This is a genomic window from Mucilaginibacter roseus (assembly GCF_021215455.1).
In the GTDB taxonomy this organism is placed as follows: domain Bacteria; phylum Bacteroidota; class Bacteroidia; order Sphingobacteriales; family Sphingobacteriaceae; genus Mucilaginibacter; species Mucilaginibacter roseus.
The window spans coordinates 575,029-591,683 of sequence record NZ_JAJPWV010000003.1; the positions used below are offsets into that span (position 1 = coordinate 575,029).

Annotated in this window: 17 protein-coding genes; 4 read left to right on the forward strand and 13 right to left on the reverse strand. The window is 44.0% G+C overall.

Annotated features, from left to right (window positions below; genetic code table 11):
* Nucleotides 1-36: 36 nt before the first annotated feature.
* From ftsY to rpmB, 4 genes are all read right to left on the reverse strand, one after another.
* Nucleotides 37-1,002 (reverse strand): signal recognition particle-docking protein FtsY, encoded by a 966-nt coding sequence (ftsY, locus tag LT679_RS11705; RefSeq protein WP_232177775.1) that lies wholly within the window; start codon nucleotides 1,000-1,002, stop codon nucleotides 37-39.
* A 287-nt stretch (nucleotides 1,003-1,289) separates the two neighbouring features.
* Nucleotides 1,290-1,451 (reverse strand): DUF4295 domain-containing protein, encoded by a 162-nt coding sequence (locus LT679_RS11710; protein WP_232177776.1) that lies wholly within the window; start codon nucleotides 1,449-1,451, stop codon nucleotides 1,290-1,292.
* Between the two features lie 56 nt (nucleotides 1,452-1,507).
* The gene (rpmG, locus tag LT679_RS11715) at nucleotides 1,508-1,690 is read right to left on the reverse strand and encodes a 50S ribosomal protein L33 (protein ID WP_232177777.1); all 183 of its coding nucleotides are present in this window, start codon (nucleotides 1,688-1,690) and stop codon (nucleotides 1,508-1,510) included.
* Between the two features lie 71 nt (nucleotides 1,691-1,761).
* The gene (rpmB, locus tag LT679_RS11720; RefSeq protein WP_232177778.1) at nucleotides 1,762-1,995 is read right to left on the reverse strand and encodes a 50S ribosomal protein L28; all 234 of its coding nucleotides are present in this window, start codon (nucleotides 1,993-1,995) and stop codon (nucleotides 1,762-1,764) included.
* Between the two features lie 201 nt (nucleotides 1,996-2,196).
* Here rpmB and acs point away from each other — a divergent pair, with 201 nt between their 5' ends.
* On the forward strand, nucleotides 2,197-4,101 hold the full coding sequence (acs, locus tag LT679_RS11725) for an acetate--CoA ligase (RefSeq protein WP_232177779.1): 1,905 nt from the start codon (nucleotides 2,197-2,199) through the stop codon (nucleotides 4,099-4,101).
* Nucleotides 4,102-4,301: 200 nt separating this feature from the next.
* Here the strand turns inward: acs and lpdA are convergent, their stop codons facing one another.
* Nucleotides 4,302-5,705: a dihydrolipoyl dehydrogenase gene (gene lpdA, locus LT679_RS11730; RefSeq protein WP_232177780.1), complete on the reverse strand. Its 1,404-nt coding sequence runs from the start codon at nucleotides 5,703-5,705 to the stop codon at nucleotides 4,302-4,304.
* 219 nt (nucleotides 5,706-5,924) lie between these two features.
* Between lpdA and LT679_RS11735 the strand changes: the two genes are divergently transcribed.
* Both LT679_RS11735 and LT679_RS11740 read left to right on the forward strand, forming a co-directional pair.
* Entirely contained in the window at nucleotides 5,925-7,799 is a 1,875-nt protein-coding gene (locus LT679_RS11735) for a CocE/NonD family hydrolase (RefSeq protein ID WP_232177781.1), read from the forward strand.
* Nucleotides 7,800-7,803: 4 nt separating this feature from the next.
* Nucleotides 7,804-9,459: a M1 family metallopeptidase gene (locus tag LT679_RS11740; protein WP_232177782.1), complete on the forward strand. Its 1,656-nt coding sequence runs from the start codon at nucleotides 7,804-7,806 to the stop codon at nucleotides 9,457-9,459.
* A gap of 18 nt (nucleotides 9,460-9,477) precedes the next feature.
* On the opposite strand, the gene trmD is transcribed toward LT679_RS11740, so the two are convergent.
* From trmD to LT679_RS11770, 6 genes are all read right to left on the reverse strand, one after another.
* Nucleotides 9,478-10,155: a tRNA (guanosine(37)-N1)-methyltransferase TrmD gene (gene trmD, locus LT679_RS11745; RefSeq protein ID WP_232177783.1), complete on the reverse strand. Its 678-nt coding sequence runs from the start codon at nucleotides 10,153-10,155 to the stop codon at nucleotides 9,478-9,480.
* A 208-nt stretch (nucleotides 10,156-10,363) separates the two neighbouring features.
* Nucleotides 10,364-11,107 carry a DUF3800 domain-containing protein gene (locus LT679_RS11750; protein WP_232177784.1) on the reverse strand — a complete coding sequence of 248 codons (744 nt, stop codon included), beginning with the start codon at nucleotides 11,105-11,107 and terminating at the stop codon, nucleotides 10,364-10,366.
* A gap of 263 nt (nucleotides 11,108-11,370) precedes the next feature.
* Nucleotides 11,371-11,571: a helix-turn-helix transcriptional regulator gene (locus LT679_RS11755; protein WP_232177785.1), complete on the reverse strand. Its 201-nt coding sequence runs from the start codon at nucleotides 11,569-11,571 to the stop codon at nucleotides 11,371-11,373.
* 4 nt (nucleotides 11,572-11,575) lie between these two features.
* Nucleotides 11,576-12,010: a hypothetical protein gene (locus LT679_RS11760; protein ID WP_232177786.1), complete on the reverse strand. Its 435-nt coding sequence runs from the start codon at nucleotides 12,008-12,010 to the stop codon at nucleotides 11,576-11,578.
* Between the two features lie 65 nt (nucleotides 12,011-12,075).
* The gene (gene rimM, locus LT679_RS11765; protein ID WP_232177787.1) at nucleotides 12,076-12,600 is read right to left on the reverse strand and encodes a ribosome maturation factor RimM; all 525 of its coding nucleotides are present in this window, start codon (nucleotides 12,598-12,600) and stop codon (nucleotides 12,076-12,078) included.
* 80 nt (nucleotides 12,601-12,680) lie between these two features.
* Complete coding sequence (locus LT679_RS11770; protein WP_232177788.1) at nucleotides 12,681-13,217, reverse strand: 30S ribosomal protein S16; 537 nt, start codon at nucleotides 13,215-13,217, stop codon at nucleotides 12,681-12,683.
* Between the two features lie 149 nt (nucleotides 13,218-13,366).
* Here LT679_RS11770 and LT679_RS11775 point away from each other — a divergent pair, with 149 nt between their 5' ends.
* Entirely contained in the window at nucleotides 13,367-13,897 is a 531-nt protein-coding gene (locus LT679_RS11775) for a 5' nucleotidase, NT5C type (RefSeq protein WP_232177789.1), read from the forward strand.
* Nucleotides 13,898-13,955: 58 nt separating this feature from the next.
* On the opposite strand, the gene pfkA is transcribed toward LT679_RS11775, so the two are convergent.
* Together pfkA and LT679_RS11785 are read right to left on the reverse strand one after the other, a co-directional pair.
* Nucleotides 13,956-14,936: a 6-phosphofructokinase gene (gene pfkA, locus LT679_RS11780; protein WP_232177790.1), complete on the reverse strand. Its 981-nt coding sequence runs from the start codon at nucleotides 14,934-14,936 to the stop codon at nucleotides 13,956-13,958.
* Nucleotides 14,933-16,645 carry a protein-disulfide reductase DsbD family protein gene (locus LT679_RS11785; RefSeq protein ID WP_232177791.1) on the reverse strand — a complete coding sequence of 571 codons (1,713 nt, stop codon included), beginning with the start codon at nucleotides 16,643-16,645 and terminating at the stop codon, nucleotides 14,933-14,935. Before LT679_RS11785 ends, pfkA begins: the two co-directional genes overlap by 4 nt.
* Nucleotides 16,646-16,655 lie beyond the last annotated feature (10 nt).

The window sequence follows — 16,655 nt, forward strand, 5'->3', positions numbered from 1 at the left end:
ACCTTAATCGGTGAAATCTATTTACAATCAGTGCAATCAGTTTTTAAATAAACTATCTACAAAAGTCTTGCGGTCAAACAATTGCAGGTGATCCATCGCCTCACCAACGCCGATGTATTTAACCGGTATCTTAAACTGATCCGATATGCCTATAACCACACCGCCCTTGGCTGTACCGTCAAGCTTGGTAAGAGCAAGAGCATTTACGGAAGTAGCCTCGGTAAACTGCTTGCATTGCTCAATAGCGTTTTGGCCAGTTGAGGCATCCAGTACCAGCAATATCTCGTGCGGTGCACCGGGTACCACCTTTTGCATCACATTCTTGATCTTGGTAAGCTCGTTCATCAAACCTACTTTGTTGTGTAAACGACCCGCCGTATCAATAATGGCTACATCATCACCGTTTGATACTGCTGAACGCAGGGTATCATAAGCAACAGATGCCGGGTCAGACCCCATAGCTTGTGCTACCACCTTTACGCCAACACGTTCGCCCCAAAGTTTGATCTGGTCAACCGCCGCTGCACGGAAGGTATCGGCAGCGCCTAATACCACCTGGTTACCCGCTTGTTTAAGCTTGTGCGCCAGCTTGCCTATCGTAGTGGTTTTACCTACGCCATTAACACCCACCACCATAATTACATAAGGCTTGTGGCTGCCGTATTCAAAACTGGCAAAATCGTTACTGTTATTTTCGGCAAGCAGGTTTTGTATCTCATCACGCAGCAGGGTGTTAAGTTCGGAAGTATTTACATACTTATCACGCGCTACACGTGCTTGTATACGGTCGATTATTTTTAGGGTGGTACTCACACCAACATCCGAAGTAACCAAAACTTCTTCCAGATCATCCAGCACGTCATCGTCAACGGTTGATTTACCGGCGATGGCCTTGGTTATCTTAGAAAAGAAATTGTCCTTGGTTTTTTCGAGCCCGGTGTCAAGCGCTTGCTGTTCCTGTACGGTATTCTCTTTTTTCTTGAAGAAATCAAATAAACCCATAATTATGTGCAGATATTGATTATGTGCAAATATGCAGATATGTAAATGTGCGGATTAAAAGCTTAAAATGCGAAACCGGCTAACATCTTTACATTACAGCCATATATTATATACTTTACGAGTATGTCATGCTGAGCCTGCCGACGTATTACCAGACTGCTTTCCCACCACACACATCCTTCGACAAGCTCAGGATGACGGTACACTTAAACCCAACACAACAAAAAAAGCCCTCTCGTTAAATACAAGACGGCTTTTGTAGCTTATCAGAACGAAAAAGGAACGAATTAAGCTTTAGCTTCGCTAATAGCGTCCTTAACGTGATCGTTGTGTACAATGATCTCTTTGAAAGTGTAAGCACCTGTTTTTGGTGACTTAACAGCAGTGATCACTTTTGAATATTCTTTGCCTTTACCTGTTTTCAGGGTTGCAACTACTTTCTTTGCCATCTCTGTTTAAATTTTATGCTGATATCATTGCCTTAACAGCAACGCTACCAGGTTAATTACTTAATCTCTTTGTGAGTTGTTACTTTACGCAGAACCGGGTTGAATTTTTTTAACTCAAGCCTTTCAGTTGTATTTTTTTTGTTCTTGGTGGTAATGTAGCGAGACATGCCTGGCAAGCCGCTTTCCTTGTGCTCAGTGCACTCCAGTATTACCTGAACTCTGTTGCCTTTTTTAGCCATGGTATTTTTTTATTATGGTATTGGCCTACTACATACAATACATGCAGGCAGCCTGTTACCAGTTCAATCTATTAAATGTAACCTTTTTTAACAAACTTGTTTATACAAGCGGTTATACCATTTTTGCTGATGGTTTTAACAGCAGAAGTAGATACTTTTAAAGTGATCCACTTATCTTCTTCAGGGATGTAAAACTTTTTAAGTTTTAAGTTAGGATAAAATTTACGCTTGGTTTTAACGTTTGAGTTTGAAACGTTGAAACCGTTCATATATCCTTTACCTGTTAAATCACAAATTCTTGACATGACAATTCGTATTAATTACAACCTCTGTTTTAAAGAGGAGTGCAAATATCAGAATTTTTTGACTAACAGACAATAGCGATGTGGAAAATTTTTAAAAATCTTTATAATCAGCACAAAAGCATGTTGAAAAGTGTATTTTAGGCGAGTTAGTTAACCCCGCGGCTAATTATTTTTATAAACCGATTTTAACTTATTAAACCGATGAAGATCACCTCGTTTGAGCAATACGAGCAGGCGTACAAGCAAAGCGTTGAGCAACCGGAACAGTTTTGGGCTGATGTAGCCGATAACTTTACCTGGAAAAAGAAATGGGACAACGTATTACAATGGAATTTTAAAGATCCGGATGTTAAATGGTTTAGCGGGGCCAAACTTAATATTACCGAAAACTGCCTTGACCGCCACCTCGAGAAAAACGCCGATACCCCGGCCATTATATGGGAACCAAACGACCCGACTGAAGATTTCCGCATACTTACCTATAAACAACTGCATGATAAGGTTTGCCAGTTTGCTAACGTATTAAAGAACAATGGCGCTAAAAAAGGCGACCGCATCTGTATCTACATGCCTATGGTGCCCGAACTGGCCATTGCCGTTTTGGCCTGTGCACGCATCGGCGCCATTCACTCTGTGGTATTTGGCGGCTTTTCGGCACAATCCATTGCTGACAGGATAAAGGATGCTGATTGTAATATCGTGATCACCTCTGACGGGGCATACCGTGGCAATAAGGATATACAAATGAAAAACGTGATTGACGACGCGCTGGTACAGTGCCCGTCGGTTAAGCGTACCATAGTACTTACTCGCAGCCGCACAGCCGTATCCATGATAAAAGGCCGTGATGTTTGGTGGGAAGACGAGATTAAAAAAGTAGAAACACAAGGCAACCCGGAATGCCCGGCAGAAGAAATGGATGCAGAGGATATGCTTTTTATCCTCTATACATCTGGCTCAACCGGCAAACCAAAGGGTGTAGTGCATACCTGCGGTGGTTACATGGTTTATGCCGGCTATACGTTTGCAAACGTTTTCCAGTACAACCCCGGCGAAGTATATTTTTGTACGGCTGATATTGGTTGGATCACGGGGCATTCCTACATCGTTTACGGGCCGCTATCGCAAGGGGCAACCACATTGATGTTTGAGGGCGTGCCAACATACCCGGATGCCGGCAGGCTTTGGGATATTGTTGCAAAGCATAACGTGAATATCCTTTACACCGCCCCCACAGCCATCCGCTCGCTGATGGGTTTCGGGCTCGATTATGTAAAAGACAAAGACCTGAGCACATTAAAAAAACTCGGCTCGGTAGGTGAGCCTATAAATGAGGAAGCCTGGCATTGGCTGGATGATCATATCGGCCACAACAAATGCCCTATTGTTGATACCTGGTGGCAAACAGAAACCGGCGGCATCATGATAACGCCGATTGCAGGCGTTACACCTACAAAGCCCGGCTACGCTACTTTGCCCCTGCCCGGTATACAACCGGTATTGGTTGACGAGAATGGTAAAGAAATAGAAGGCAATGGCGTAAACGGCAATCTTTGTATTAAGTTTCCATGGCCGGGTATATTGCGCACTACCTATGGCGATCACGAGCGCTGCCGTACCACTTACTTTGCTACTTACGATAATTTATACTTTACCGGCGATGGTTGCCTGCGCGATGATGACGGTTACTACCGGATAACCGGCCGGGTAGATGATGTGCTCAATGTATCAGGGCACCGTATAGGCACCGCCGAAGTTGAGAATGCCATCAATATGCACAGCAGCGTGGTAGAGTCGGCCGTAGTAGGCTATCCGCATGATATTAAAGGCCAGGGCGTATATGCCTATGTAGTTATTCCGGATATGCACGACAGTCCGGATCTTACCCGCAAAGATATTATCATGACCGTATCGAGGATTATCGGTCCGATTGCCAAACCTGATAAGATCCAGTTTGTAAGCGGATTACCTAAAACACGTTCAGGCAAAATCATGCGGCGTATACTGCGGAAAATCGCTGAAGGCGATACCTCAAATTTAGGCGATACGTCAACTTTGCTTGATCCGGCCGTTGTTGAAGAAATAAAGCAGGGCGCTTTGAAATAAAGGTCCTAATCTTAATGCTTTCTCATTTCGAAGCGATAGCGAGAAATCTGTCCGCATTTATAAACAGGCGATAGATTTCTCCTTCTACCTTGTTCGAGACGACGAAGTGGTTGGTGATAAATAGAAACGCCTAAAACAAAAAGCAGTTGCAATAAGCTTAAAACTTACTGCAACTGCTACTAATATCTGCTACCTAAAAATTAAATGTGTATTGCCCGGTTGCCGGTTGCAGCAAGGCAGGCCTCGCGCATAGCTTCGGTATAGGTAGGGTGCGCATGGCTGGTACGGGTAACGTCCTCTGCTGATGCACGGTACTCCATGGCTAATACAGCCTCGGCAATCATATCCGCGGCACGTGGGCCTATCATGTGTACACCCAGTATCTCGTCGGTCGTAGCATCGGCCAATACCTTAACAAAACCATCCAGATCGCCGCTGGCACGTGCACGGCCGCTGGCCTTGAACGGGAATGAACCGGTTTTGTATTTAGTGCCTTTTTCTTTCAGTTGTTCCTCGGTAAAGCCTACGCTGGCAACTTCAGGCCAGGTGTAAACTACGCCCGGTATCAGGTTGTAATTGATGTGCGGTTTTTGCCCGGCAATAATTTCGGCTACAAAAGTACCTTCATCCTCGGCTTTGTGGGCAAGCATGGCGCCTTTTATCACATCGCCAATGGCGTAAACACCTTTAACGCTGGTTTCCAGGTGCTCGTCAACCGTGATCTTACGGCCGCGCTCCTCAACGGTAAGCCCGATGTTTTCCAGACCTAAGCCATCGGTGTAAGCCACACGGCCTACAGCTACCAGGCAGTAATCGCCTTTAAGTTCTTTCTTTTCGCCTTTAGGGCTGTCAAACGTAACGGTAACTTCTTCACCTTGTACAGTAGCGCCGGTAACCTTGTGGCCCAGGTAAAATTCCATACCCAGTTTGCTCAACACTTTTTGCAGCTCTTTGCCCAGGCTCTTATCCATGGTGGGGATAATACCATCCATAAACTCAATTACCGATACCTTGGCACCTAAACGAGCATACACCGAACCCAGCTCCAGGCCAATAACACCACCGCCTATCAGCACCAAATGCTTAGGCACTTCTTTAAGGGTTAAGGCTTCAGTAGAGGTAATGATGCGTTGTTTATCTATCTTGATAAACGGCAGTGAAGACGGTTTTGAACCGGTAGCGATGATCACATTTTTGGTGGTCAGCTCCTGCGTGCTTTTATCCTCTTTAGTAACTACAATAGTATTTTTATCCTTGAATGAGCCCACACCCTGGTGAACATCGATCTTGTTCTTCTTCATCAGGTAAGTGATGCCGCTGGTATTGGCGTTAACTACTTCCTCTTTACGTTTTATCATCTGGCCAAAATCAATGCCCAGGTTATCAAGGTTGATGCCATGTGTTTTAAAAGTATGTGCAGCGTTATGATAGTGCTCAGATGAATCGAGCAGGGCTTTTGACGGGATGCAGCCTACGTTAAGGCAGGTGCCGCCAAGTGTGCTGTATTTTTCAATGATAGCGGTTTTTAAACCCAATTGGGCGCAACGTATAGCAGCCACATACCCACCCGGGCCTGACCCTATTACGATAACATCATATTGCATAATTTCGTGTTTTATTACGGGGCAAAGTTAAAACATTAAATGCTGGTATTGAAACTAAACCACCCCTAATGTAGCCCTTTTATACCCCGGGTTGACAATAGGACAGCATACCGCATAATTTGTTTATTATAGATACAGGGTTGGCCGCTTATGCGGCAACATATTGCTACATTATTGCTATTTTAGTTGCATTAACTGTACACTCAATTATTCAATCTCGTGAAAAAGTTTACCGCACTGTTTTTAACAGCTATAGCTGTTTGCCAGGCCGCCTTTGCACAGCAAGACTATGTTAAGGAGCATTTTACCAAAAAGGATGTTTACATTACCATGCGCGATGGGGTGAGGCTGTTTACCTCCATTTACACACCAAAGGACGCCTCAAAGCAAAACAAATACCCGATAATGATGCACCGCACCTGTTACAGCATAGGTCCGTATGGTGCTGATAAATATCCCGGAAGGCTTGGCCCATCCGCCGAGATCATGAAAGAAGGCTATATTTTTGTTTATCAGGATGTGCGCGGCCGCTACAAAAGTGAGGGTACCTGGACCAACATGACCCCGGTTATCGACAATAAGAAAAGCAAGACCGATGTGGACGAAGGATCGGATACTTATGATACGATCGACTGGCTGGTTAAAAACGTTACCGGCAATAATGGCCGCGTAGGGCAGTACGGCATATCGTACCCGGGCTTTTACACCGCGGCGGGTATATTGTCAAATCATCCGGCTTTAAAGGCATCGTCACCAGGCGCTCCGATTTCTGATTTTTGGTTTGATGACTTTCATCATAACGGCGCTTTTATCGAGAGCTACTTTTTCACCTTCCCGGTGTTTGGTGTGCCTAAAGGCAATGCCGATACTACCGGCGCATCATGGTTCGCCAGTAAGATGATCAACCCTGGCACCCGCGATGGCTACCAGTTTTTGCTTGATCTTGGTCCGCTAAAAAATGCCGATAAATATTACAAAAACAACTTTTTTTGGCAGGAAACCATTGATCACCCTAACTATGATGAATTCTGGCAAAAGCGGGGTTTGTTAAAGCACTTCAACAATAAATCAAAAACTGCGGTGATGACCGTTGGCGGCTGGTTTGACGCTGAGGATCTTTCGGGCCCGCTTAACATTTATAAAACCATCGAGAAGAAGAATCCATCAGCCTACAATACCATTGTGATGGGGCCTTTCGGCCATGGCCGTTGGTCGCAGGAGACAGGGCATACGCTGCACAGTAATGTGTACTTTGGCGATAGTATAGCCACCTTTTATCAAAAGGAAATTGAGGCCAAATTTTTCAGGCACTTTTTAAAGGGCAAAGGCGATAAAGCTACCGGTCTGCCCGAAGCGTATATGTTTAACACCGGAAAAAAAGAATGGGCTACTTTTGATAAATGGCCTGCTACCAATGCCGAGCACAAAAAATTCTATTTAGCTGCCGACGGTAAACTGGCCGATACACAGCCAACAACGCCAGGCTCTATGAGCTACATCAGCGACCCAATGAAACCGGTGCCTTACACCGAGGATAACTCAAGCACCATGGGCTTTACCCCGTTTAATTACATGACCGAAGATCAGCGCTTTGCGGGCCGAAGGCCGGATGTACTGGTGTATCAAACCGATGTATTGACGGATGACGTTACCCTTGGCGGCGAGATCATGGCTAACCTGAAAATTGCCACCACTGGTACTGACGCTGATTTTGTGGTGAAGCTGATAGACGTGTATCCACCAGACGAGGCTAACCATGCCTATATGCCGAATAAAAGCATCATATTGAGCAACTACTGGCAAATGGTACGCTCGGAAGTAATGCCGGCCCGTTTCCGCAAAAGCTTTGAAAAGCCGGAAGCGCTGGTTGCCGGGCAAAAGGCTGATGTGAACTTCCGTTTGCAGGATGTATTGCACACCTTTAAAAAAGGACACCGAATTATGGTACAGGTACAAAGTACCTGGTTCCCGATAGTGGCACGCAACCCGCAAAAATTTGTGGATAACCCATATAAAGCCAACGAGAGCGATTACATAAAAGCTACCGAAACCGTATTTAACGATAGCTTTATTGATGTACAGATATTAAAATAGACCCATGCGCAAAACCTTATTACTATTAGCGGCCTGTAGTACGATGATCAGTACTGCATCTGCCCAGTTAATGAAAAAAAAGAACGACTTTACACGTGCCGATACGTTGCGTGGTATGCTTACTCCGCTGCGTATGTGTTACGATATTAATTACTACCACCTCGATGTTAAGTTTAACATCGAGCAGAAATTTATCAGCGGTAATAACCTTTTCAAATTCACAGCCACCGAGGATTTTACTAAACTTCAGTTTGACCTGTATGATAACCTTAAAGTTGAAAAGGTAACTTATAAAGGTAAAGAAGTACCGTTTACCCGTGAGTTTAACGCAGTGTTTGCTACCTTCCCTAAGGCCATCAAAAAAGGCAGCAAGGATGAGTTTACAGTTTATTATTCAGGCAACCCAACCATCGCCAAAAATGCCCCTTGGGATGGCGGCGTGGTGTTTACGGCCGACTCATTAGGGAAGCCCTGGGTGGCTACGGCCTGCCAGGGAGCGGGTGCCAGCATCTGGTGGCCAAATAAGGATCATCAGGCCGACGAGGTAGATAGTATGCTCATTAGCATCAGCGTACCAAAGGGGTTGAAGGATGTATCAAACGGTCGCCTGCGTAAAGTAACGCAACTGAAGGATGGCTACACCCGTTTCGACTGGATCGTCAAAAATCCCATCAACAACTATGATGTTGCCGCCAACATAGGGGATTATGCCAACTGGACCGACAGTTATGCCGGCGAAAAAGGCAAACTCGACCTAAGTTTTTGGGTGTTGAGCTACAACCTGGCCAAAGCTAAAGTTCATTTTGCGGAAGATGTAAAGCCAATGCTTAAGGCCTTTGAACACTGGTTTGGCCCATATCCCTTTTATGAAGACAGCTACAAGCTGGTTGAAACACCTCACCTGGGTATGGAGCACCAAAGCGCCGTGGCTTATGGTAACAAATACAAAAAAGGCTACCTGGGTATGGATATGTCGGGCACGGGTTATGGTACCAAATGGGACTACATTATTGTACACGAGAGCGGCCACGAATGGTTCGGCAACAACATTACCTCAAAGGATATTGCTGATATGTGGATACACGAGAGCTTTACTACTTATAGCGAAGGCATATACACCGAAAGCCGCTGGGGTAAGCAAGCCGGGCAGGAGTATATACACGGTCAGCGTACCGGCATATCAAACGGTGGGCCGATTGTTGGCCCGTATGATGTAAACAAGGAAGGTTCTGGCGATATGTACCCTAAAGGGGCTAATGTGCTGAACATGGTACGCACCATTATTAATGATGATGAAAAATGGCGCGGCATACTGCGTGGCCTGGGCAAAACCTTCTACCACAAAACGGTTACCTATGATGATGTGACCAAATACATCAGCGAGCAGGCCGGTATTGACCTGTCGACCGTATTTGAGCAGTATTTGAAACATAGTACCTTGCCGGTACTCGAACTGGTGGATGTTCGCGGTAAAGTATATGCCCGCTGGATAGCTGAAACACCACGTTTTGCCATGCCTGTACGCATCCGCATAAAAGGCGGAGAATATAAAGTGGTGAATGTTAACAGGGGCTTATCGCCGCTCGCGCTTGATGGCGCTACTAAAGATAATGTTGAGGTAGATACCTTCAATTACTACATCGGCGTATTGCAGGAATAACATCCTGCAATAACGCTTTTACTCATTCAAAAGATCGGGACGGCGGGTTTTGGTACGCTCCAAAGCCTGCTCAAACCGCCACTTCTCAATTTCGGGCGTATTGCCGCTCAATAGGATATCGGGCACCTTATGGCCGTTCCAATCGGCCGGGCGGGTGTAAACCGGGGCATCCAGCAGGTCGCCCTGAAAGGAGTCGGACAAGGCCGAAGTTTCGTCGCTCAGCACACCCGGAATTAGCCTTACAACAGAATCGACCAATACGGCCGCGGGCAATTCACCGCCGGAGAGTACATAATCGCCAATACTAATTTCGCGGGTAACATACAGATCGCGCACGCGCTGGTCAATCCCCTTGTAGTGCCCGCAAAGTATTATAATGTTGCCTTTTACCGATAGCTGGTTGGCAATGTTTTGGTTAAGCGTTTCGCCATCGGGCGTCATAAAAATCACCTCGTCATACTCGCGCTCTGATTTTAATTTTTCGATGCAAGCCGCAAAAGGCTCAATCATCATTACCATACCGCTGCCTCCACCGTAAGGATAATCATCAACGCTTTTATGCTTGTTGGTGGCATAATCGCGCAGGTTGTGTACGTGAATTTCGGCTATGCCCTTTTTTTGCGCACGCTGTAAAATTGAATGTGCAAAAGGACTTTCGAGCAGGCCCGGTAAAACGGTAAGGATATCAAAACGCATGGGGCAAAGATACGAAAGTGATAAACTGTAATTTCGTATCTGAATTTATTATTATCAGCTAAATTGTTAATATCGTGATAACTTTTTGACACAATGCAGGTGTAGCTTTTGTATATTTGTTATAAGTCGACTCGGTAAGACCGCTTGCTCTTATCGGGCCGCGAAAATCAAGAGATTACTTGAACCTCGGTTTTTAACCGGGGTTTTCTTATGATCGGACTATTCCTAAATTATCACTTCTACTGGCTTTCTTCAACAAAATAGGTTCAATCTTATCAAATTGAAGATGTAAACCATATTTCTTTTGGCTTCCTTTAGGGTATTCTTTTTTATAAAGACAATATGCGATAACATCAACTGACTGCAAGAAATAGGAATGGTGAGATGCTCTTGAGAATGTATCTTCTAAAATACTATCTATAGGTGCATTATAAGTACCAGTGAAATGCGATGGGATTATATTAAATACTCTCATTTTTCTTTGAATGTTCATTAATTTTAGGCTATTAGTATCATCAGCTATAATTATTCCTTTATCAGTAGTATCCTTTTTTAAAAAGGTATCATACCTTTGAAGCAGTCTTGCCCAAGCAAGGTTAAAAATGTCTTGGCCAACATGTTCAGCTTTTTTTATACAAATATTAATACAGCGAGATTCATCGAACATTAAAGGTATCTGAGTACAATAATCTTTAATTATATTAATCCTATCAGTTTTGTTAATCCTCTTATATTCCTCTATCTTATTTATCCTTATCAATTCCGAAGTATGTATTTCAGTTCTTTGATTTAGATTATAAGTAGCTTTAATTGCTTTACGAAAAACCTTTAACCGTTGTAAGTACTTATCCCAGTCAGTTTGAGATATTATTAATCCTGATAATATATAATGGGGCGATGAATGTTGGCTTACTCCAGGGTCACCGCTTTCATCGACATACATTAAATACATTGCAATTGGTTTAGATTTGCAATTTAACAATTCTGCTAATTTATTTGATAGTCTTTATTTCATATAAATAACAATAGTCCTTCGACTTCAACGCATATTACCTATCTTCCGGCATCATACTTTTATATTATCCTTTTTCGCAAGAACAGCACTTACGGTCATTTCAACGACCATAGTAATGATTTCCTGTCGTGATTGTAATCGTCGAATTTTTCAAGTAGGTTAGTAATTTTGCTGCAGCCTAATTAATACAATCACTACACTCAATCCTCCTCTTCCAATATAAAAATACTTTCAACCGGCTTTTCAAACACGCGGGCGATTTTTAAGGCCAACACAGTTGAGGGTACATATTTATTGCTCTCGATGGTATTTATGGTTTGGCGCGATACACCGATCAGCTCGGCCAGCTCGCCCTGGGTCATGTTCTTAATGGCGCGTTCTACGCGCAGGGTATTCTTCATGCGCTTAGTCGGTATTTTTTAGTGAACGATTAAGTTGATAGATAGCCCATTTAAAGCGAACGATAAAAAACAGTAATGGGGTAAATATAAAATGAGCTGCCACACCCAGCATCACGTGCCACCTGTCGATAAACAGAATACATAATACCAGGATGGCATAGTTGAAGTAAATAGACCATTGTAGCGAGTCGAGGCGAAGTTGCGCTATTTGCTCATCTTCTATCTTCTCTTTTGAAAATGCTACAAGAAATAACCCGCCTATCCACAGGAGTATGGCGATGTCGTGTAATGCACCGTTGATGTCAAAAGTAGTATCGCCTTGCATCACTTCTATACGATGTAAATAATGGTAATTGAGCGCGGCAACTACAAAACCAAGAATAAACAGAATAGCCCCGATCAGGCTCCATTTGTGCGGAAAAAGAAAACGTGCTTTCATGTATGTAAAGTTTGATTTACCAAAAGTAAAACAAACTTTACAAATGTCAAATATATTTGACATTTTTATTCCATATACACATCAAGTAAACCGTCAGGCAGCTCAATGTATAACTCGCCGTCTTCAGCATTTATGCCCTTAATGGTTGCCTCGTTTAGCGGGAAAAGCACTTCGCGGTTATTGTAACGTACTGTGGCGATGATCTGCTGCGGGTATTCCAACACATCGGTTATTTCGCCAAGTTCGCCGTGATTATCATCAATAGCTATAAAGCCTTTAACATCCATCAGGGTAAACTCGTCCTTCTTCTTTTTAGGTTTCAACTTACCGGCCAGGTAAACATCCTTTTTTACCAGGGCTGATGCTTTTTCAATAGTATCCACATCCTCCAGGTTAAGGTAGGCTGTGTTAGGCATGGGGTATTTTATAGAGGCTACAAAGTAAGGCACTTGCTTACCGGCTATTTCCACAAATAACGAGTTGAACTTTATAGCATCAAGGCCATCAAAGTTAACATACAGCTGCAGCTCGCCTTTTAGTCCGCGTGTTTTTAATATGGTACCTATCCTGAAGTTTTCCTGTTTACTCATGGGCGTAATTTCAATATAACAACAATGGCGATGACCGTTTAGGGTGCATCGCCATTATTTAAAGTTTTTGCGAAGAATAATTATTCAGCGTTTTCGCTTGTTTCTTCAGTAGCAGCTTCAGCACCCTCTTCAGTTGCCGGAGCTTCTTCTTCAGCTACAGGAGCATTTTTAGCGGCAATTGCAGCAGCTCTGTCTTCATTCTTTTTAGCCTCAGCAGCTAAAGCGGCTTTACGGGCATCATCCTTAGCAGTTGCCAGGTTTGATTTTTTGCCGGTAATTTTGCCTTCTTTCTGATCAACCCATGCAGTGAATTTTTCATCAGCCTGCTCTTGAGTTAAAGCACCTTTAGTTACACCACCTTGTAAGTGTTTTTTGTATAAAACACCTTTGTATGAAAGGATAGCACGGCAGGTATCAGTTGGCTGCGCACCGTTGTTAACCCATTCAAAAGTTTTATCAAAGTTGATGTCGATAGTAGCCGGGTTGGTGTTTGGGTTGTATGAACCTAAACGCTCAATAAAACGGCCATCGCGTGGAGCGCGTGAGTCGGCTACCACAATGTAGTAAAAAGGCTTGCCTTTTTTACCATGTCTTTGCAATCTGATTTTAGTTGCCATGCTTTAAATTAAATTATGTATTCAACATTCCCCCGGAGTTTTCTTTCAGCGGGGACGCAAAGGTACTAAAAAATATCATTCGTAATAGCCTTATTTTCAAATTAAAATAAATGGCAAACAATACCGCCGCAACGTGTATTTTTAACACCATGGAGAGAAAACTACGACTTGCCATTGATATGGATGAAGTACTGGCCGACACCATTGGCAAATTTATAACCGTTTACGAAAAGCGGCATCAAACCATTGTAAAGCTTGAAGATTTGCCCGGTAAAGAGTTCCGAGAGGTATTGCCTGAAGACATTCGCCAAACCCTGCGCGTTTATATTAACGAGCCCGGCTTTTTCAGGGATATACCGGTAATGGAAGGCGCTTACGAGGTGGTTGAAAAACTGCACGAAAAATACGACCTGTACATCGTATCGGCTGCCATGGAATTCAAAAACTCATTGGCTGATAAACTCGAGTGGCTTAATGAGCACTTCCCGTTTATATCATGGACGAACATTGTTTTTTGCGGACATAAGATTGTCGACGTGGATATTATGATTGACGACCGTATTAAAAACTTTGTGAATTTTGAGGGCCGCAAGCTGTTGTTCACCTCGCCGCATAACCTGAACATACACGATTATGAGCGCGTGAATAGTTGGCAGGAGGTGGCCGATTTGCTGTTGTAATAAAACGAGAAAGGCTTTGCGCATTGCAAAGCCTTTCTCGTTTTTATTGCTGTATATTCTACAGCGATAATATCTCTACCAATTTTACCATGTTGGCATCCAGCTTGTGCGAATTCTTTTTGCAAGCCTGATCAAACGGCGTAAAGGTTATTTCGCCATTGATGATGCCTGCCATTTCGCCTTTGCGGCCGGCTTTCAGGGCTTCAACAGCCGCGAAGCCTACCTGGCTTGCCAGTACCCTATCCATACAGGTTGGTTTGCCGCCGCGCTGTATGTGGCCCAGTATAGATACACGCGTGTCAATCTGTGGGAATTTCTCTTTAACGATGTTGCCGATCTCAAAAGCGCCACCCTCACGGTCGCCTTCGGCAACCATTACAATACGCGATGATTTATCTTTACGGCCATGCTCCAGGCGGTGCAGCAGCGCCGGTAAATCTTCAGTGCTTTCAGGTATCAAAACCACTTCAGCGCCCGACGCGACACCGGTACGCAGGGCAATCAAACCCGAATCGCGGCCCATTACCTCAACAATAAACAAACGGTCGTGCGATTCGGCTGTATCACGTATCTTATCAACGGCGTTGATTACCGTGTTAATGGCAGTATCATAACCAATGGTGTAATCAGTACCTATCAGGTCGTTATCGATAGTACCGGGCAAACCAATAACGGGTATGCCGTACTCATCACCTAATAAACGGGCGCCGGTGAAAGTACCATCGCCGCCTATGGCTACCAGGGCATCAACCTTATGTTTCTTCAGCTGATAGTAGGCCAGCTTACGGCCTTCGGGGGTTTTAAATTCTTCGCTGCGGGCTGATTTTAAAATAGTACCGCCGCGTTGTATAATGTTTGAAACGGATTTGCGGTTCATGGGCTCGTACTCGCCGTTAATCATGCCTTCGTAGCCACGGCGTATGCCGGTAACCTGCAGATTATGATATAAAGCTGTACGCACTACCGCCCTGATGGCAGCGTTCATGCCCGGCGCGTCACCGCCTGACGTAAATACTCCAATATTTTTTATCTCACTCATTTTTTATTCTTGTAGGCAGCAATTCCGCTGTCCAAAAATTTTATATAACTCTCAATGTTTAAATTAACACCAGAAGGCTGTATAGGCTGTCCATGTGCATCATTCATCAAACTTCCGTCACTATCAAGCAATACATAAAAGGGCTGCGAATTGGCATTAAAACGTGATGCCTCAAAATCGCTCCATTTTGCGCCTAATGTAGTAATTTTTTTGCCACTGAAATCAGATATATATACTTCGCTGGGCTTTAGCGCAGTTTTTTCGTCAACGTACAATTGCAACAAAACATAATCATCACGTAAACGCTTAAACACCTGCGGATCTTCCCATACATCATTCTCCATTTTGCGGCAATTAACGCAGTTCCAACCCGTGAAATCAATCATGATAGGTTTTTTTAGTTGCTTTGACACAAGCAATGCCTGATCATAATCATACCAGCTATCAATGCCTTTTATGCGTACACGTTTAAATAAGTCAGCGTATTTTTTTTCTCCCACTGAAACTTTTTGCGCGACAACAGGTGCAGCCTGCCCTGCGTTGTCTGATAAATAAAAATCCTGCGTGGCCGGTGGTGGTAAAAACGCGCTGATTGATTTAAGCGGCGCACCCCATAAGCCTGGTACCATGTAAGCCACAAACGCGAAAACTACTACAGCTATAATAGTGCGGGTAGCCGATAAATATGGCAGGTCACTATCATGAGAAAACTTAATCTTGCCGATCAGATATAATCCCATCAGGAAGAAGATCGCTATCCATAATGAAAGGAACACCTCACGGTCAAACCAATCCCAGTGATAAGCGAGATCTACATTTGATAAAAACTTTAAAGCAAACGCCAGCTCTAAAAAGCCTAACACCACTTTAATACTGTTGAGCCAACCGCCTGATTTTGGCAGGCTTTTTAAAGTTGAGGGAAATAATGCAAATAATGTAAAAGGTAAGGCAAGCGCTATTGAAAAGCCGAGCATGCCAATAGCCGGGCCTAAACGTGCGCCTTTTGAAGCCGCCTCAACCAACAATGTACCAATGATAGGGCCTGTACATGAAAATGACACCACAACCAGTGTGGCCGCCATAAAGAATATACCCGTAAGGCCCCCTTTGTTTGAGCTTTCGTCAAGCTTATTAGCCAGCGAGCTGGGTAAAGTAATTTCAAACGCTCCCAAAAAGGAGATGCCAAACACCACCAAAAGCAGGAAAAAGAAAAAATTAAATATGCCGTTGGTGGAAAGCGCGTTTAAAGCATCGGCACCAAATATTAAGGTTACCAACATGCCAAGCAGCACATAAATTATAATGATTGATAGCCCGTAGATCATGGACTGAGTTATACCCTTTGCTCTCGAGCCTGCTTTTTTAGTAAAAAAGCTAACGGTGAGCGGCAACATTGGATATATGCAAGGCATGCTAACGGCAACCAGGCCTCCTAAAAAACCGGCAATAAATATTTGCCACAAGGTTTGTTTAGCTTCCTTAGGTGCGCTTACCGTGGTTTTTGCAACCGCAGCTTTTTTAACTGTATCCTGCTTTTGTTTTGCTTTAGCAGCAGCCAGGCTGTCGGCAGCGGTAGGGATGTCGGTAAACTCCAGTCCATCGGTCGAAGACGTGTCCTGCGCCTTTACGTTTGTAGAAAATGCAAGTGACAGTGAACTAACAATCAATATAAATAATATACGCTTTAGCGACGTTGTGAGAGTATTCATCGTTTTAAGG

Coding starts and splice junctions, on each gene's coding strand:
- ftsY (WP_232177775.1), bottom strand. CDS start 1,002: ATGGGTTTATTTGATTTCTTCAAGAAAAAAGAGAATACCGTACAGGAA.
- LT679_RS11710 (WP_232177776.1), bottom strand. CDS start 1,451: ATGGCAAAGAAAGTAGTTGCAACCCTGAAAACAGGTAAAGGCAAAGAA.
- rpmG (WP_232177777.1), bottom strand. CDS start 1,690: ATGGCTAAAAAAGGCAACAGAGTTCAGGTAATACTGGAGTGCACTGAG.
- rpmB (WP_232177778.1), bottom strand. CDS start 1,995: ATGTCAAGAATTTGTGATTTAACAGGTAAAGGATATATGAACGGTTTC.
- acs (WP_232177779.1), top strand. CDS start 2,197: ATGAAGATCACCTCGTTTGAGCAATACGAGCAGGCGTACAAGCAAAGC.
- lpdA (WP_232177780.1), bottom strand. CDS start 5,705: ATGCAATATGATGTTATCGTAATAGGGTCAGGCCCGGGTGGGTATGTG.
- LT679_RS11740 (WP_232177782.1), top strand. CDS start 7,804: ATGCGCAAAACCTTATTACTATTAGCGGCCTGTAGTACGATGATCAGT.
- trmD (WP_232177783.1), bottom strand. CDS start 10,155: ATGCGTTTTGATATCCTTACCGTTTTACCGGGCCTGCTCGAAAGTCCT.
- LT679_RS11750 (WP_232177784.1), bottom strand. CDS start 11,107: ATGTATTTAATGTATGTCGATGAAAGCGGTGACCCTGGAGTAAGCCAA.
- LT679_RS11755 (WP_232177785.1), bottom strand. CDS start 11,571: ATGAAGAATACCCTGCGCGTAGAACGCGCCATTAAGAACATGACCCAG.
- LT679_RS11760 (WP_232177786.1), bottom strand. CDS start 12,010: ATGAAAGCACGTTTTCTTTTTCCGCACAAATGGAGCCTGATCGGGGCT.
- rimM (WP_232177787.1), bottom strand. CDS start 12,600: ATGAGTAAACAGGAAAACTTCAGGATAGGTACCATATTAAAAACACGC.
- LT679_RS11770 (WP_232177788.1), bottom strand. CDS start 13,217: ATGGCAACTAAAATCAGATTGCAAAGACATGGTAAAAAAGGCAAGCCT.
- LT679_RS11775 (WP_232177789.1), top strand. CDS start 13,367: ATGGAGAGAAAACTACGACTTGCCATTGATATGGATGAAGTACTGGCC.
- pfkA (WP_232177790.1), bottom strand. CDS start 14,936: ATGAGTGAGATAAAAAATATTGGAGTATTTACGTCAGGCGGTGACGCG.
- LT679_RS11785 (WP_232177791.1), bottom strand. CDS start 16,645: ATGAATACTCTCACAACGTCGCTAAAGCGTATATTATTTATATTGATT.